Source organism: Bradyrhizobium sp. INPA03-11B, from assembly GCF_040446015.1.
In the GTDB taxonomy this organism is placed as follows: Bacteria; Pseudomonadota; Alphaproteobacteria; order Rhizobiales; family Xanthobacteraceae; genus Bradyrhizobium; species Bradyrhizobium macuxiense_A.
In genome coordinates, this window is sequence record NZ_JASGSR010000072.1 from 26,643 (window position 1) to 40,183 (window position 13,541).

Annotated in this window: 17 protein-coding genes; 14 read left to right on the forward strand and 3 right to left on the reverse strand. The window is 64.9% G+C overall.

Going from position 1 to position 13,541, the window contains the following annotated elements; genetic code table 11:
• Positions 1-5: 5 nt before the first annotated feature.
• Positions 6-527, forward strand: coding sequence for a hypothetical protein (locus QMZ05_RS26440; RefSeq protein WP_353703416.1), 522 nt, complete (start codon positions 6-8; stop codon positions 525-527).
• Positions 528-835: 308 nt separating this feature from the next.
• Here QMZ05_RS26440 and QMZ05_RS26445 read toward each other — a convergent pair whose 3' ends face one another.
• Complete coding sequence (locus QMZ05_RS26445; protein ID WP_353703417.1) at positions 836-2,260, reverse strand: methyl-accepting chemotaxis protein; 1,425 nt, start codon at positions 2,258-2,260, stop codon at positions 836-838.
• Positions 2,261-2,461: 201 nt separating this feature from the next.
• On the reverse strand, positions 2,462-4,228 hold the full coding sequence (locus tag QMZ05_RS26450) for a methyl-accepting chemotaxis protein (RefSeq protein WP_353703418.1): 1,767 nt from the start codon (positions 4,226-4,228) through the stop codon (positions 2,462-2,464).
• A gap of 202 nt (positions 4,229-4,430) precedes the next feature.
• Between QMZ05_RS26450 and QMZ05_RS26455 the strand changes: the two genes are divergently transcribed.
• The 10 genes from QMZ05_RS26455 to QMZ05_RS26500 all read left to right on the forward strand — a co-directional run bounded on the left by QMZ05_RS26455 (position 4,431) and on the right by QMZ05_RS26500 (position 10,543).
• A complete protein-coding gene (locus QMZ05_RS26455) occupies positions 4,431-5,177 on the forward strand; it encodes a YebC/PmpR family DNA-binding transcriptional regulator (protein WP_353703419.1) in 747 nt (248 codons plus the stop codon).
• Between the two features lie 215 nt (positions 5,178-5,392).
• A complete protein-coding gene (gene ruvC / locus QMZ05_RS26460; RefSeq protein WP_353703420.1) occupies positions 5,393-5,920 on the forward strand; it encodes a crossover junction endodeoxyribonuclease RuvC in 528 nt (175 codons plus the stop codon).
• Positions 5,921-6,221: 301 nt separating this feature from the next.
• Positions 6,222-6,839, forward strand: a complete 618-nt coding sequence (gene ruvA, locus QMZ05_RS26465; protein ID WP_353703421.1) for a Holliday junction branch migration protein RuvA — start codon at positions 6,222-6,224, stop codon at positions 6,837-6,839.
• Positions 6,836-7,885: a Holliday junction branch migration DNA helicase RuvB gene (gene ruvB, locus QMZ05_RS26470; RefSeq protein WP_353703422.1), complete on the forward strand. Its 1,050-nt coding sequence runs from the start codon at positions 6,836-6,838 to the stop codon at positions 7,883-7,885. Before ruvA ends, ruvB begins: the two co-directional genes overlap by 4 nt.
• 171 nt (positions 7,886-8,056) lie before the next feature.
• Complete coding sequence (locus QMZ05_RS26475) at positions 8,057-8,974, forward strand: metallophosphoesterase (protein ID WP_353703423.1); 918 nt, start codon at positions 8,057-8,059, stop codon at positions 8,972-8,974.
• A gap of 84 nt (positions 8,975-9,058) precedes the next feature.
• A complete protein-coding gene (locus QMZ05_RS26480) occupies positions 9,059-9,250 on the forward strand; it encodes a hypothetical protein (protein WP_353703424.1) in 192 nt (63 codons plus the stop codon).
• Positions 9,251-9,253: 3 nt separating this feature from the next.
• Entirely contained in the window at positions 9,254-9,385 is a 132-nt protein-coding gene (locus QMZ05_RS26485) for a hypothetical protein (protein ID WP_353703425.1), read from the forward strand.
• Between the two features lie 11 nt (positions 9,386-9,396).
• Positions 9,397-9,549: a type II toxin-antitoxin system RelE/ParE family toxin gene (locus QMZ05_RS26490; protein WP_353703426.1), complete on the forward strand. Its 153-nt coding sequence runs from the start codon at positions 9,397-9,399 to the stop codon at positions 9,547-9,549.
• Complete coding sequence (ybgC, locus tag QMZ05_RS26495; protein WP_050629733.1) at positions 9,546-9,995, forward strand: tol-pal system-associated acyl-CoA thioesterase; 450 nt, start codon at positions 9,546-9,548, stop codon at positions 9,993-9,995. Before QMZ05_RS26490 ends, ybgC begins: the two co-directional genes overlap by 4 nt.
• 80 nt (positions 9,996-10,075) lie before the next feature.
• On the forward strand, positions 10,076-10,543 hold the full coding sequence (locus QMZ05_RS26500) for a nuclear transport factor 2 family protein (protein ID WP_353703427.1): 468 nt from the start codon (positions 10,076-10,078) through the stop codon (positions 10,541-10,543).
• Positions 10,544-10,752: 209 nt separating this feature from the next.
• Here the strand turns inward: QMZ05_RS26500 and QMZ05_RS26505 are convergent, their stop codons facing one another.
• The gene (locus tag QMZ05_RS26505) at positions 10,753-11,397 is read right to left on the reverse strand and encodes a glutathione binding-like protein (protein ID WP_353703428.1); all 645 of its coding nucleotides are present in this window, start codon (positions 11,395-11,397) and stop codon (positions 10,753-10,755) included.
• 97 nt (positions 11,398-11,494) lie between these two features.
• Here QMZ05_RS26505 and QMZ05_RS26510 point away from each other — a divergent pair, with 97 nt between their 5' ends.
• From QMZ05_RS26510 to QMZ05_RS26520, 3 genes are all read left to right on the forward strand, one after another.
• Entirely contained in the window at positions 11,495-12,154 is a 660-nt protein-coding gene (locus QMZ05_RS26510; protein ID WP_353703429.1) for a TetR/AcrR family transcriptional regulator, read from the forward strand.
• A 90-nt stretch (positions 12,155-12,244) separates the two neighbouring features.
• Complete coding sequence (locus QMZ05_RS26515; RefSeq protein ID WP_353703430.1) at positions 12,245-12,892, forward strand: dihydrofolate reductase family protein; 648 nt, start codon at positions 12,245-12,247, stop codon at positions 12,890-12,892.
• A 270-nt stretch (positions 12,893-13,162) separates the two neighbouring features.
• A partial coding sequence (locus QMZ05_RS26520; protein WP_353703431.1) for a metalloregulator ArsR/SmtB family transcription factor occupies positions 13,163-13,541 on the forward strand: 379 nt, incomplete at its 3' end.

Below are 13,541 nucleotides of genomic sequence, written 5' to 3' on the forward strand. Positions count from 1 at the left end.
GAAACATGAGTGTCTCGGCGGAGTGGCTGAAGCGACTTATCGAGACGGAGCTTGCGACAATTGATCATGAGGCCACTTTAGCCTTTATCAGGGTTCGTTTAGTCGAACCGCACATTGTCATGAGGGATTGGGACTACGGCTCTCCGGGTCAGCAATATCCATGCTGGACGACGTTCGAAGACCGCAGCTGGGACTTGGCGTTGGCCCATTGCAATGAGGGCTACGGTCCTCAAAGGCCATGGGGAATGGTATCGATAGGCGAAAGTGGGCGGCCGACATCGATGGGCATGGACACGAGTTGGCATCCTGGCTTCGTCGCCGCGTTTCTTGACAGTGTCGTCGCAACAGAATTGCCGATATGGCGCGTCTATCGACGAAATGATGACCGGGCCTTTACGCCCATTACAGCGCCTGGTGAATGGAAGACGGCGTGGGAGAGCCGGGATCATCTTGCAGAACACCCGAAGGACAACCGGTACTACGTGTTGGACACCCTGCGAGATCCAAATCAGTGGTTGTCTTCGTAATCCCAAACACTTGCGAAAATCAAAGAAGCCCCAGACGAATAGCTGCGCTGATTTTGGCGCAGGCGGTTTCAAGCGGTGCCGGAGTTCTTGCCGGTTGAAAGATTGCTCCCGGATTGCGCTGCGTCCGGGCTACACACAATTTCTGAATAATAGAAGAGTACCGGTGATTTGCCCGTCGTGTCAAGTTGCCGTGTCGGACGCCGGCGGCCGCCGGCTACTTTGCATGGGGTTGTTTTCGATATTTTGGTAGGCGCTCAGCTAAGCGCACGCGGACGACCGTTGGCTTCATACGCTTTGGGGCCGCGGATTCACGACTGCCTAAACCCCATCCGGAACGCGCCCCAGTGGCGGCCGCCGACGAAGATCGGCGACGACAGGTCCTTCATCAGCACGAAATTGCCGCCGCCCATGTCGCGGCGGTAGGTCTGCAGCAGGAACGGCTTGGTGTTGGCCGCGACCTTGCTCACCGCGCGGTCGTTGAACAGCCGGCGGTTGCGGCAATTGGCGTTGTTCCACACCGGGTCCGGCCCCTGCGGTTGCCGGTAGTTCGGGTTGTGGGTCGGCAGATAGCCGCCGCGCGCCCAGGCGACGCAGAACACGATACGCGGATCGGTCTTCTGGATCGGATCCTGGATCGCGGGCAGCACGCGGTCGGTGAAGCTGACATAGTCGGTCAGGTATTGCTTCGGATTGGTGCCCGCGATCTCGCGATACTTCTCGTCCATCAATTGCGCCAGCGTGATCTCGCCGCGTGCGACGGCATTCTCGAACAGGTCGGAGATCTGCTTCGCGGTATCGATCACGACGCGGATCAGCGGCGCATCGCTGGTTTCCACGCCGCTGTCGGCGATCATCGCGATCAGGCTCTCGGAGAGTTCGAGCAGCTTCGCCACGCGGCCGTCGGCGTGCTTGAGGTCGCGCGAGGACAGGTCGACGCCCTTGGCGAGCTCGTTCAGCTCCGCGATCACGGTGTCGCAATGACCGAGGTTGGAGGTCGCGGCGCGCGCCACGCTGCCGATCTCGGCGCCGACCGATGAAAAGCCTTCCTGCACGCGGCTGATGATGCCGGAGATCTGCTGGGCGCCTTCGCCGGCGCTCTTGGCGCGCAGCGAGGCATCACCGCTCTCGCCGATCAGACTGCCGATCTGGCCGTCGAGATCGCGCACGGTGTCGGAAATCTGGTGCGTCGCCTGGCGGGTCGCCTCGGCGAGGTTCTTCACCTCGCTGGCGACCACCGCAAAGCCGCGGCCGGCATCGCCGGCGCGCGCGGCCTCGATCGTGGCGTTCAGCGCGAGCAGATTGGTCTGCTTGGCGATCGCCTCGATCGAGCCGGAGACCTTGGCAACCTGGCTCAGCGCGGAGCCGACCGCGGCGAGCCGCGCCTCGATCCGTCCGACGGCGGCGACCAGTTCCGCGATGTGGCTGACCGCCGTCTCGACCACGTTGCGCGATTCCGCGATCTGGCCGGCCGCGGCCGATGCGGTCGATTGCACCGCCTGCGAGGCATTGGCGATGTCGTGATTGGCCGAGACCATGATCTCGGCGGTCTCCTGCAAATGATGGAATCGCTCGGATTGGTTGGTGACGCGGTTCGCGACCTCCTGGACGTTGCCGGCGATGTCGGCAAGCTCCACCCCAAGGCCGCCGATGCGGTCGGCGAGCTGGTCGACCAGCCGTTCGGCGAGCGTCCGGTTCGATGACGTATCCAGCACTGCAAGCTGCGCGGCGGACATTTCAGCACTTCCTCCGTTACAGCGGCCTGTCGAGCCGCCGCTGCATTCCCCAGTCCGATCTAGAGCGTGATTCGCGAACGCCGTCTTGCCTGAGCGTGCACTGCGTAGCCCGGATGTAGCGCAGCGAAATCCGGGATCCCCGTCCGTGGAAACGCGTATCCCGGATTACGCTTCGCTGCATCCGGGCTACGGGACCTCCAATCAAAGCTTGTAGGCGGTGCGGAAAGCGCCCCAGTGCCGGCCGCGCACGCGGATCGGCACGTCGATCTCGCGCATCATCACGGTGGTGCCGTTGCCCATGTCGCGCGCGTAGCTCTGCACCAGGTAGGCGCGCTCATTGTGCGCGGCGGCGAGGCCCGCGGGATCGTTGAAGATGCGGCGATTGCGGCAATTGGCGGTGTTGTATGCCACGTCGCCCGGCCGCTGCGGATGCGAGTAGATCTTGTTGTGGACCGGCAGATAGCCGTTGCGGTCGACCGTCGCGCAGAACGCGAGACGCTTGTCCCTGGCGAGGAACGCCTCGAGCAAAGCGGGCAGTGCGCGATCCGCCCAATCCAGCATCCTGGTGCGGTACTGCACCGGATTGGTGCCGGATATTTCGACGTAATTCGTGTCGAATATGTCCGCGATGGTGATGGCGCCGCTCGCCAGTCCGTTCTCGAAGATCTTGCTCAGCTCGGCGCCTGCTTCCATCGCGCGGGTGATGAGTTCGGCGTTCTCCTCGTGGATCGCCCACATCCGGTCTTCGATCTTTTCGCGCAGCTCGGCGGTCGGAGTCTCGAACCGGGCCTGGCTGCCTGCCTTGGAGCGGTCGCCGATCCGGATCCGGCACGCGCCGATATCCTGCAAGCTCGCGCTTAGCGTCTCATGCGCCGGCAGCTTCTCGGCATCGGGCCCGCCGATCAGGATGCCGTCCATCGCGAGCTCGTAGACCGGCGCGGTGACGTTGCCGCGCGCGGTCGCGATCTCGATGGTGAGGCTGCAGGGCAGGCGCTCGTTCTTGCGCGGATCGCCGCGCTCGTCCTGGCGCAGCAGCACCGCGCAGCGTGCCTTCAGCTTCTGGGCAAACGCAGTGACGGCCTTGCCGGCCTTGGCGACATTGTCGCCATGCGCGGCGGCTTCGCGCGTCGCACTGTCGATCTCGCCGGCGCTGGTGCCGACCGAAACGATGAAGTGCGAGGCGGAGGCGGCGTTCTGGCCCATCTCGCCGGTGATCTGGTTCTGCTCGGCGACCGCGCCGTTGACGTTCTCGAACACGGGGCGAATCTTGTCGATCGCCTCCGAGATGCGGTGGACGGCGTCGGCCGATCCGGTGGCGTCCTTCTGCAGCGCCTCGATCTTCTTGGTGATCTCCTCGGTCGCGCTCTGGGTCTGCACCGCCAGTGCCTTGACCTCGGTTGCGACCACCGCAAAGCCCTTGCCCGCGGCGCCGGCGCGCGCCGCCTCGATCGTGGAATTGAGCGCCAGCAGCGTGGTCTGCCGCGCGATCTGCGCGATCAGGTTGACGACGTTGCCGATCGCGGCCGAGGATTCGCGCAGGCGATCGACATTGGCGGTCGCTTCGCGCGCTGCCGCCGCGGCGTCGTCGGCGAGCTGGCTGGCGCTGCGCACCTGCGCCCCGATGCCCTCGGCGGAATGGGTGAAGCGGTCGGCGGCTTCGGAGAATGTCGTCGCGGTGCTCTGCGCATCGCTGCTGCGGCCGGCGAGCGCGTCGGTGCGGGCGCGGATGGTCGCGAGCCTGGATGCCGTCGCCTCGGCGCCGTCGGCGACTGAGCTTGCGGCGCGTTCGAGCTGGCGGATCATCGCGCCGAGCTCGAGTTCCAGCAGTTCCAGGATTTCTTTGGCCGAATCCTGGGCCGAATCAGTCTCGGTCGGGACGTCCGGCGCAGCGGTCGCGGCTGGAACCTGCGACGCGACGGCCGGCACAGCCGTCTCCGGCACTTGCTTTCGAAACAAACCGAATGCCATGGGAGCTCTTGGAAGTTGCGGCGAGACGGGGCGATCCTCGCATCCGGGCATGAAGTCATGGTTAACAAGTGCCTCATATTCCGGGTTGCGGTAGTATTCCCGGGCCGAAGGGCCCCTCCGATCCTTTGATTTTGACCGCCAGGGGCCTATAAGGCCGCGTTTTCCATCCCTGTTCAGACCCTAAGCTCCGAAGAGACGTCGCATGGCCGGCCATTCCCAATTCAAGAACATCATGCACCGCAAGGGCCGGCAGGATGCCCAGAAGTCGAAGCTTTTCGGCAAGTTGGCCCGCGAAATCACCGTCGCGGCCAAGCTCGGCACCCCGGACCCTGCGATGAACCCGCGGCTGCGCGCCGCCGTGGTCGCGGCCCGCGCCGAGAACATGCCCAAGGACAACATCGACCGCGCCATCAAGAAGGCCGCCGGCAATGAGGGCGAGAACTATGACGAGATCCGCTACGAGGGCTATGGCCCCGGCGGCGTCGCCGTCATCGTCGAGGCGCTGACCGACAACCGCAATCGCGCCGCCTCCGACATCCGCTCCTTCTTCACCAAGTCGGGCGGCAATCTCGGCGAAACCGGATCGGTCGCCTTCATGTTCGACCGCACCGGCATCATCGAATACGACGCCAAGGTCGCCTCCGACGACGCGATGCTGGACGCCGCCATCGAGGCCGGCGCCGACGACGTGGTGTCGAGCGAATCCGGTCACGAGGTCTACGCTTCGCAGGATACCTTCCGCGAAGTGGCCAAGGCGCTGGAAGCGAAGTTCGGCGAGCCGCGTAAGGCGGCGCTGACCTGGAAGCCGCAGAACACCGTCGCGGTCGACGACGAAACTGGCGAAAAGCTGTTGAAGCTGATGGACCTGCTCAACGAGCACGACGACGTGCAGAACGTGTTCGCCAATTTCGAGGTCTCCGACGCGCTGCTCGCGAAGATGGGCGGCTGAGTCACTTATTCTGCTGTCATCGCCCGGCTCGACCGAGCGATCCAGTATCCCAGAGACCTGCGTTTGATCCGAGAAGCTGCGGCGTACTGGATCCCCCGCTTTCGCGGGGGATGACGAGTGGGGCTGGGTGACGAGCACGATGCGATGACAAGCGGAGCAGGGGATGAGCCTCCGTTTGTGTTTCGTTCTCCCGGCACAGGCGGTATCACTACCCCATGACAGCCCAGCCGATTCGTTCTCCCGTCCGCATCATCGGTATCGATCCGGGTCTCCGCCGCACCGGCTGGGGCGTGATCGAGACCGAAGGTAACCGCCTGGTCTATATCGGCTGCGGTTCGGTCGAACCTCCGGACGATCTGCCGCTGGCGAGCCGGCTGCTCGCGATCCATGAGGGCCTTGCCGCCGTGCTCGGCGACTTCAGGCCGGCCGAGGCCGCGGTCGAGCAGACTTTCGTCAACAAGGACGGCGTCGCCACGCTGAAGCTCGGCCAGGCTCGCGGCGTCGCCATGCTGGCGCCTGCAATGTTCGGTATCTCGGTCGCCGAATACGCGCCGAACCAGGTCAAGAAGACCGTGGTCGGCGCCGGCCATGCCGAGAAGAACCAGATCCAGGTGATGCTGAAGATCCTGCTGCCGAAGGCCGAGCCGCCATCCGCCGATGCCGCCGACGCGCTCGCGATCGCGATCACCCACGCGCATCACCGCCAAAGTGTGGCGCTGCGGCTCAGGGTGGCGAATCTATGATCGGCGGTTGGAAGCTTGCGCGATGTGAGGTGAGCACGCTCGTCAGGCTCCCTCCCCCCTTGCGGGGGAGGGTTGGGGAGAGGGGTGCCGCTTGCTCGACTGCACGACGCAGTGCGCGAGCACCGCGCTTAGTTATCTCGCGCGCTTGGTTGCCGGGTCCTCGCCACATCCCAGAGGTCAGCGCCCGGGGCTTACCCCTCTCCCTAACCCTCCCCCGCAAGGGGGGAGGGAACCCTTCCGCTGGTACGTCCCTCACTGAAGCATTCGAACGCAGTGCCAGCACCGAGTGCGAGGTGCCACGATGATCGGCAAGCTGAAGGGGCTGATCGATTCCTACGGCGAGGATTACGTGATCCTCGACGTCGGCGGCGTCGGTTACCAGGTGCATTGCGCTGGTCGCACGTTGCAGGCGCTGCCACAGCCGGGCGGCGCCGCCGTGCTCTCGATCGAGACCTATGTCCGTGAGGACGCGATCAAGCTGTTCGGTTTCCGCTCAGATCATGAGCGCGAGTGGTTTCGCCTGTTGCAGACCGTGCAGGGCGTCGGCGCCAAGGTCGCGCTTGCGGTGCTCGGCACGTTGCCGCCGACCGATCTCGCCAACGCGATCGCGCTGCGCGACAAGGCGGCGGTGGCGCGGACGCCGGGGGTCGGGCCGAAGGTCGCCGAGCGCATCGTCAGCGAATTGAAGGACAAGGCGCCGGGCTTTGCCGATGTCGATCCCGCGGTGGTGCATCTCTCCGGTGCGATCGACAACAACCGCGCGCCGCGCCCGATGACGGATGCGATCTCCGCGCTGGTCAATCTCGGCTACGGCCAGCCGCAGGCCGCCGCCGCCATCGCCGCCGCCTCGCGCAGCGCCGGTGAAAGCGCCGAGACCGCGCAGCTGATCCGGCTGGGGCTTAAGGAATTGTCGAAGTGAACACGCCCTCGCGCATGGTCTCGCCCGAACGCCGCTCCGACGATGTCGGCGACACCGCGCTGCGTCCGCAGTCGCTGACCGAGTTCGTCGGCCAGGCCCAGGCGCGCAAGAATCTCTCGATCTTCATCGAGGCTGCGAAGAAGCGCGGCGAGGCGCTCGATCACGTGCTGTTCGTCGGTCCCCCCGGCCTCGGCAAGACCACGCTGGCGCAGATCGTCGCGCGCGAGCTCGGCGTCGGCTTCCGTGCCACCTCCGGCCCCGTGATTGCGAAGGCCGGTGATCTTGCGGCGCTACTGACCAATCTCGAAGAGCGCGACGTGCTGTTCATCGACGAGATCCATCGCCTCAGCCCGGCAGTCGAGGAGGTGCTCTATCCCGCGATGGAGGATTTCCAGCTCGATCTGATCATCGGCGAAGGTCCTGCCGCGCGTTCGGTGAAGATCGAATTGTCGAAATTCACGCTGGTGGGCGCGACGACGCGCGCAGGGCTCCTCACCAATCCGCTGCGCGACCGCTTCGGCATTCCGATCCGGCTCAATTTCTACACCGTGGAAGAGCTGGAGAAGATCGTCACCCGCGGCGCCCGCGTGCTCAACATCGGCATGAGCGCGGATGGCGCCAATGAGATTGCGCGCCGCGCCCGCGGCACGCCGCGGATTGCCGGCCGCCTGTTGCGCCGGGTGCGTGACTTTGCTTCCGCGGCCGATGCCGATTCCGTCGATCGCGGCATCGCCGACCGCGCGCTGAGCGCGCTCGAGGTCGACAGCGCCGGGCTCGATGCGATGGACCGACGCTATCTCACCACCATCGCGTTGAACTATGGCGGCGGGCCGGTCGGCGTCGAGACCATGGCGGCGGCGCTGTCGGAGCCGCGCGATGCGATCGAGGACATCATCGAGCCCTATCTAATCCAGTGCGGCTATCTGCAGCGCACGCCGCGCGGCCGGCTCCTGACCTCGCACGCCTTCCGTCATCTCGGCCTCGCCGAGCCGAACCGCGATCCCTCGCAGCTCGGCCTGTTTGGCGGCAATGGCGACGAGGACTGAACGCCTCGCTCTCGAAGACGTGAAAAGACGTGTTGATGCAGCACATCGTGCTTGCCGGTAGCCTTACCTGCTAACCATTGCGACGGCTCTGCAAGGCGTCTGCACAAACACGGCCCAATTTCGCCCAATCAGAGAGCGTATGATCGCTCAGGCATCACCGATCACGCGTCCATGATTTCACGCCGAAATTTTCTACGCACCGCCGGCGGACTGACCGCCGCCACCGCCTCGACCGCAGCTTATGGCCTGAGCGAACCGGTCGTTCGCCTCACGCTGACGCGCTACGATCTGTCGCCGCGGCAATGGCCGGCCGACTTTCCGCTCAAGATCGCCGCGCTCGCCGACATCCACGCCTGCGATCCCTGGATGTCGCTCGATCGCATCGCCGAGATCGTCGAGCGGACCAACGCACTCAACCCCGACATCATCGTGCTGCTCGGCGACTATGTCGCGGGGCTGCGCCACGTCACGCGTTTCATTCCGGCTTCCGAATGGGCCGCGGTGCTCAAGGGACTGAAGGCGCCGCTCGGCGTGCACGCCGTGCTCGGCAATCACGATTATTGGGAAGACAAGACGGTTCAGCGCCTTGGACAGGGCACGCCGGTCGCGCGGCGTGCGCTGGAGCGCGCCGGCATCCCGGTCTACGAGAACGACGCGGTGCGGCTCGTCAAGGATAACCGCCCGTTCTGGCTCGCCGGCCTCGGCGACCAACTCGCCTTCATGGCGGCGCGGCGTTACCGCGAGGTCCGGCGGATCGGCGTCGACGATCTCAACGGGACGCTCGCGAAGGTCACCGACGATGCGCCGGTGATCCTGCTCGCGCATGAGCCTGATGTTGCGCTCCGCGTGCCCTCGCGCGTCGCGCTGCAACTGTCCGGCCACACCCATGGCGGCCAGATCCGGCTGCTCGGCTGGTCGCCGGCGGTGCCGGTCAAGCACGGCATGCGGCTCGCCTATGGCCATATCAAGCTGAAATGCGACGTCGTCGTCTCCGGCGGCCTCGGCTGCAGCATCATGCCGTTCCGCCTCGGCGTGCCGCCCGAGATCGTGCAGGTGACGCTCGGCGGAAAGGGGCCGGTGGTGTCCTGATCGCCAGCCCGCGTTCGTTGATAACTGTCTATTCGTGCGCGGTCGTGCTATATTATGCATATGAGTTCAGCCGCCGAAAAAGCCATGGAAGCATTGGAGTTGCTGCCCGAGGACATGCAGGAGCGGGCTGCTGATTACCTCTTGTCCCAAGCCAAGAAGTTCAGGGCGCTCAAGGACGCGATTGATGAAGGCATGGCCGATGTTGAGGCGGGTCGTGTCGTTCCGTGGGATCTTGAAGAATTCCTCAAGCAGGCGCGCGCCCGAACTCGGCGATAGGCCATGAGCCTGCGGATCGTCGTTTCCCTTCGAGCGCGCTCCGACATCCTCGATATACATTCCTATCTCGCCGAGCGCAGCCCTGCGGCAGCGGACCGAGTGCTGGTTCGCTATCCGAACGATTTGACGAACTGAGCGATTTTCCTTTGCTTGGTCCGGACCGAAGTGAATTGCGGCCGTCGCTACGTGGACTGTTGATCGAAGGGTACATTGCATTCTATTTGGTGGAGACGGATCGGATCGTGGTCGTTCGCGTTCTCGACGGCCGCAGGGATATCGAGCGAGAGTTCTCCAAATGACCTTACCCCATATCGACGGCGCGATCCGCGATGGCCGCCACCACATGCAGGTCCGGGTCTATTACGAGGACACGGACTTTTCCGGCATCGTCTATCACGCCAATTACCTGCGGTTCATGGAGCGCGGCCGCACCAATCATCTCCGTCTGATGGGTGCCGAACAGAACGCGCTGTTCGAGGAGGCGCAGGAGGAGACCGGCGGCTTCGCCTTTGTCGTGCGCTCGATGACGCTCGACTTCCTCAAGCCGGCGCGGATGGACGATATGCTCGACGTCGTGACCTGGCCGATTGCGGTGAAGGGCGCCTCCATCATGCTGGCGCAGGAGGTCAGGCGCGGCGATGACGTGCTTGTGAAGGCGCAGGTGCGCGTTGCCTTCGTCAGCGGCGGCCGCGCGCAGCCGATTCCGAAGTCTATTCGTGCGCTGATGAAGGCCGATCTGGCCTAACTATCACCCGATAGGAAACGCCCCATCGACTCCTGGCGCCGGTGCACTAGATTTGCGCCGATAACAACGAGGGATCGCCGATGTCACGCCCGCCGCTGCCGCCATTTACCCGCGAGACCGCCGCGCAGAAGGCGCGCATGGCCGAAGATGCCTGGAATTCGCGCGACCCCGTTCGGGTCGCTGGCGCCTACACCGAGGACAGCCGCTGGCGCAATCGCGCCGAGGTATTTCAGGGCCGCGATGCGATCGTGGCTTTCCTCACCCGCAAATGGGAGAAGGAGCAGGAGTATCGCCTGATCAAGGATCTCTGGGCATTCGACGGCAACCGCATCGCGGTGCGCTTCCAGTACGAATGGCATGACGCCGCCGGCAACTGGTTTCGCTCCTACGGCAACGAGCAGTGGGAGTTCGACGAGCACGGCCTGATGCGCCGTCGCGAGGCCTCGATCAACGACATCGCGATCGCCGAGAAGGACCGCCGCTTCCACTGGCCCGCGCCCGGCCCGCGTCCGGCCGATGTGCCGGGGTTGGCGCAGGAGCCGTTCTAGCAGCGGCAGCTGGGCCGTCGTGCTTCGAGGCTCGCTCCGCTCGCACCTCAGCATGACGGGGATAGATATTCGCAAGCGGCTCGATTTGCTGCGAGCGCAGCTTCGTCACCCCCGCGTAACGGCTTCGCCGTTATCGCTGGAGGTGCGAGCGGAGCGAGCCTCGAAGGGTCGACGGCCCCGCGCTTGGAGCCGTCGCCTCGCGACGTGTCTTACGCCGCCGCCTTGTGGCGGGCGATCTCGGCCTTGTAGAGCTCGAACTCCTCGGCGACCGCCTTCGCGACCGAAGGCCGGGCGCGCAGGCGCTCGTAGTAGGCCTTCAGCGCAGGCCACTTTGCCAGCTCGATCGGCGGCGTCGCCATGGTCCAGTTGATCACCGTGACGAGATAGGCGTCGGCGACGCTGAAATGATCGAGCAGATAGTCGCGGCCCTTCAGATGGTCTTCGACATAGTCGAGCCGCGAGACGTATTTCTCCAGTGCATAGGTCTTGGCCTCCGGCGGCGCCTTCTTGTCGAGCAGCGGCAGGAACAGGCCCTTGTGCAGCTCGGTGCCGATGAAGCACAGCCATTGATGCAGCTTCGAACGCTCGGCGTTCGACGCGGTGCCGAGGCCGGCCCGCGGGAACTGGTCGGCGACGTACTGCAGGATCGCGGCGTTCTCGGTCAGCACCACGCCGTCGTCGGTGCGCAGCGTCGGCACCAGGCCGAGCGGGTTGACCTTGTTGAAGTCGGTGCCGTCGTTGCGCACCTGCTTGGTCTTCGGGTCGACCTCGAGATAGTTGGCCGGCTGGCCCGCTTCATAGAGCGCAACGCGGGTCGCCATCGAGCAGGCGAGCGGCGAGAAATAAAGGTCCATGGGTGTCTCCTTGGAGCGTCTGGCGCGGGTGTCCGGCCGTTGTTGATTTTTGTACTGTCATGGATAATATTAGCTACGTCAAGGAATTTAATGCGAAATGGTACAAAAAAGTAAGAAGCCGCCATCTGCTGCCAAAATCGCAGCGCCCGTTGCGCCGAAGCGGCGCGGGCGGCCGCGCGCCTATGAGCCCGATGTCGCGCTCGGCAAGGCGCTCGATCTGTTTCGCCGCGACGGCTTTGCCGCGACCTCGCTCGATGATCTGAGCGCAGCGACCGGCATGAACCGGCCGAGCCTCTATGGCGCGTTCGGCGACAAGCGCGAGCTCTATATCAAGAGCTACCAGCGCTATCGCGACGACGCGCGCGCCGCGATGGCCGACATCTTCCGTGCCGATGCGCCGCTGCGAGAGCGGCTGGAGCGCATCTATCGCATCGCGCTCGACATCTATCTCTCCGGCGAGTCCGGTCCGCGCGGCTGCTTCACGGTGATGACCGCTGCGTCCGAAGCGGTGTCCGATCCTGACATCCGCAACATGGTGGTGGAGGGGCTGACCGAGCTCGACAAGGCGTTCGGCATCTGCTTCCGCCATGCCAAGGAGCGGGGAGAGCTGCCTGAGGGCGCCGATCCGGCGTCGCTGGCGCATCTTGCCTCCGCCACCATCCACACCATCGCGATCCGCGCCCGCGCCCGCGTGCCGCGCAAGGATCTGGAAGCGATTGTGCAGGGTGCCATCGATCTGATGTGCAAGGCGAAATAGCCGCCGCGAGATTCTTCGGCGGCAAATGTCGGCGGCTGGCGTTCCGGCCCGTCTTCCGTAAGGTCTCCCCTCTCACGGAAGCGAAATCTCATGGGAAAAGTCAGGACTTCAGCATTCTCGGTCTCGATCGACGGTTTTGGCGCGGCGCCGCGTCAGAGCCTCGAAAATCCATTCGGCGAAGGCGGCATGGTGTTGCCCGGCTGGTTCCTCCAGACACGGACGTTCCGCCAGACCTTCGGCCAGGACGGCGGCAGCACCGGGCTCGATGACGAGATCGCGCGCAAGTCGATGGAGAATATCGGCGCCTGGATCCTCGGACGGAACATGTTCGGCCCGATCCGTGGACCGTGGCCGGACGAGTCCTGGAAAGGCTGGTGGGGCCCCAATCCGCCGTATCACACGCCGACCTATGTGCTGACCCATCACGCACGGCCGGATATCGAAATGGAAGGCGGCACCACGTTCCATTTCGTGACCGATGGCATCCACGCCGCGCTCGAGCGCGCGCGTGCTGTCGCAGGGGACAAGGACATCCGGGTCGGCGGCGGCGTGTCGCTGGTGCGCCAATTCCTGCAGGCGCGCCTGCTCGACGAGGTGCAGCTGGCGCTATCGCCGGTGCTGCTGGGCGCCGGCGAGAATCTGTTCGCCGGCATCGATCTGCCTGCGCTCGGCTATGCCGTTGTCTCGCACGTCGCGAACCCGAACGCCACGCACGTCACCTTCGCGCGCAAATCGTAGAATTGCGAAATGGGCTCGGCTTCACCTCGCCCCGCTTGCGGGGAGAGCCCGGATCGCATCGCGAGATGCGATCCGGGTGAGGGGGAGTCTCCGCGAATGCGGTGACCGCCGGATATGCGGAAGCAGCCCCTCACCCCAACCCTCTCCCCGTAAGAACGGGGAGAGGGAGGGAAGGGCCGTTACCTGCGTCAGCGGCCAAAATCGGCCGTTGACGCGAACGCCGTTCGGGCATATTTAACCCATAGGTTATTTAACCGGTGAGCTAAGTACATGCCGCTCGACCCCCTCAGTTCGACCTTCGCGGCGCTGGCCGATCCGACCCGGCGCGCGATCCTGGCGCGGCTTGCGCTTGGCGAGACCTCGGTGATGGAGCTGGCGAAGCCGTTCGACATGAGCCTGCCGGCGATCTCCAAGCACCTGAAGGTGCTGGAGCATGCAGGGCTGATCTCGCGCGGGCGCGAGGCGCAGTGGCGGCCGTGCCGCATCGCGCCCGACTCGTTCAAGCAGGTCGATGGCTGGCTCGGCAATTTCCGCCGCTTCTGGGACGAGAGCTTCAACCGCCTCGACGGCCTGCTCGAGGAGATGAAGGCGGAGGAGGCCGCAAAGGCTCCGCCGCGCAGTCAACGTAAAGTCAGAGTAAAGAAGGAGA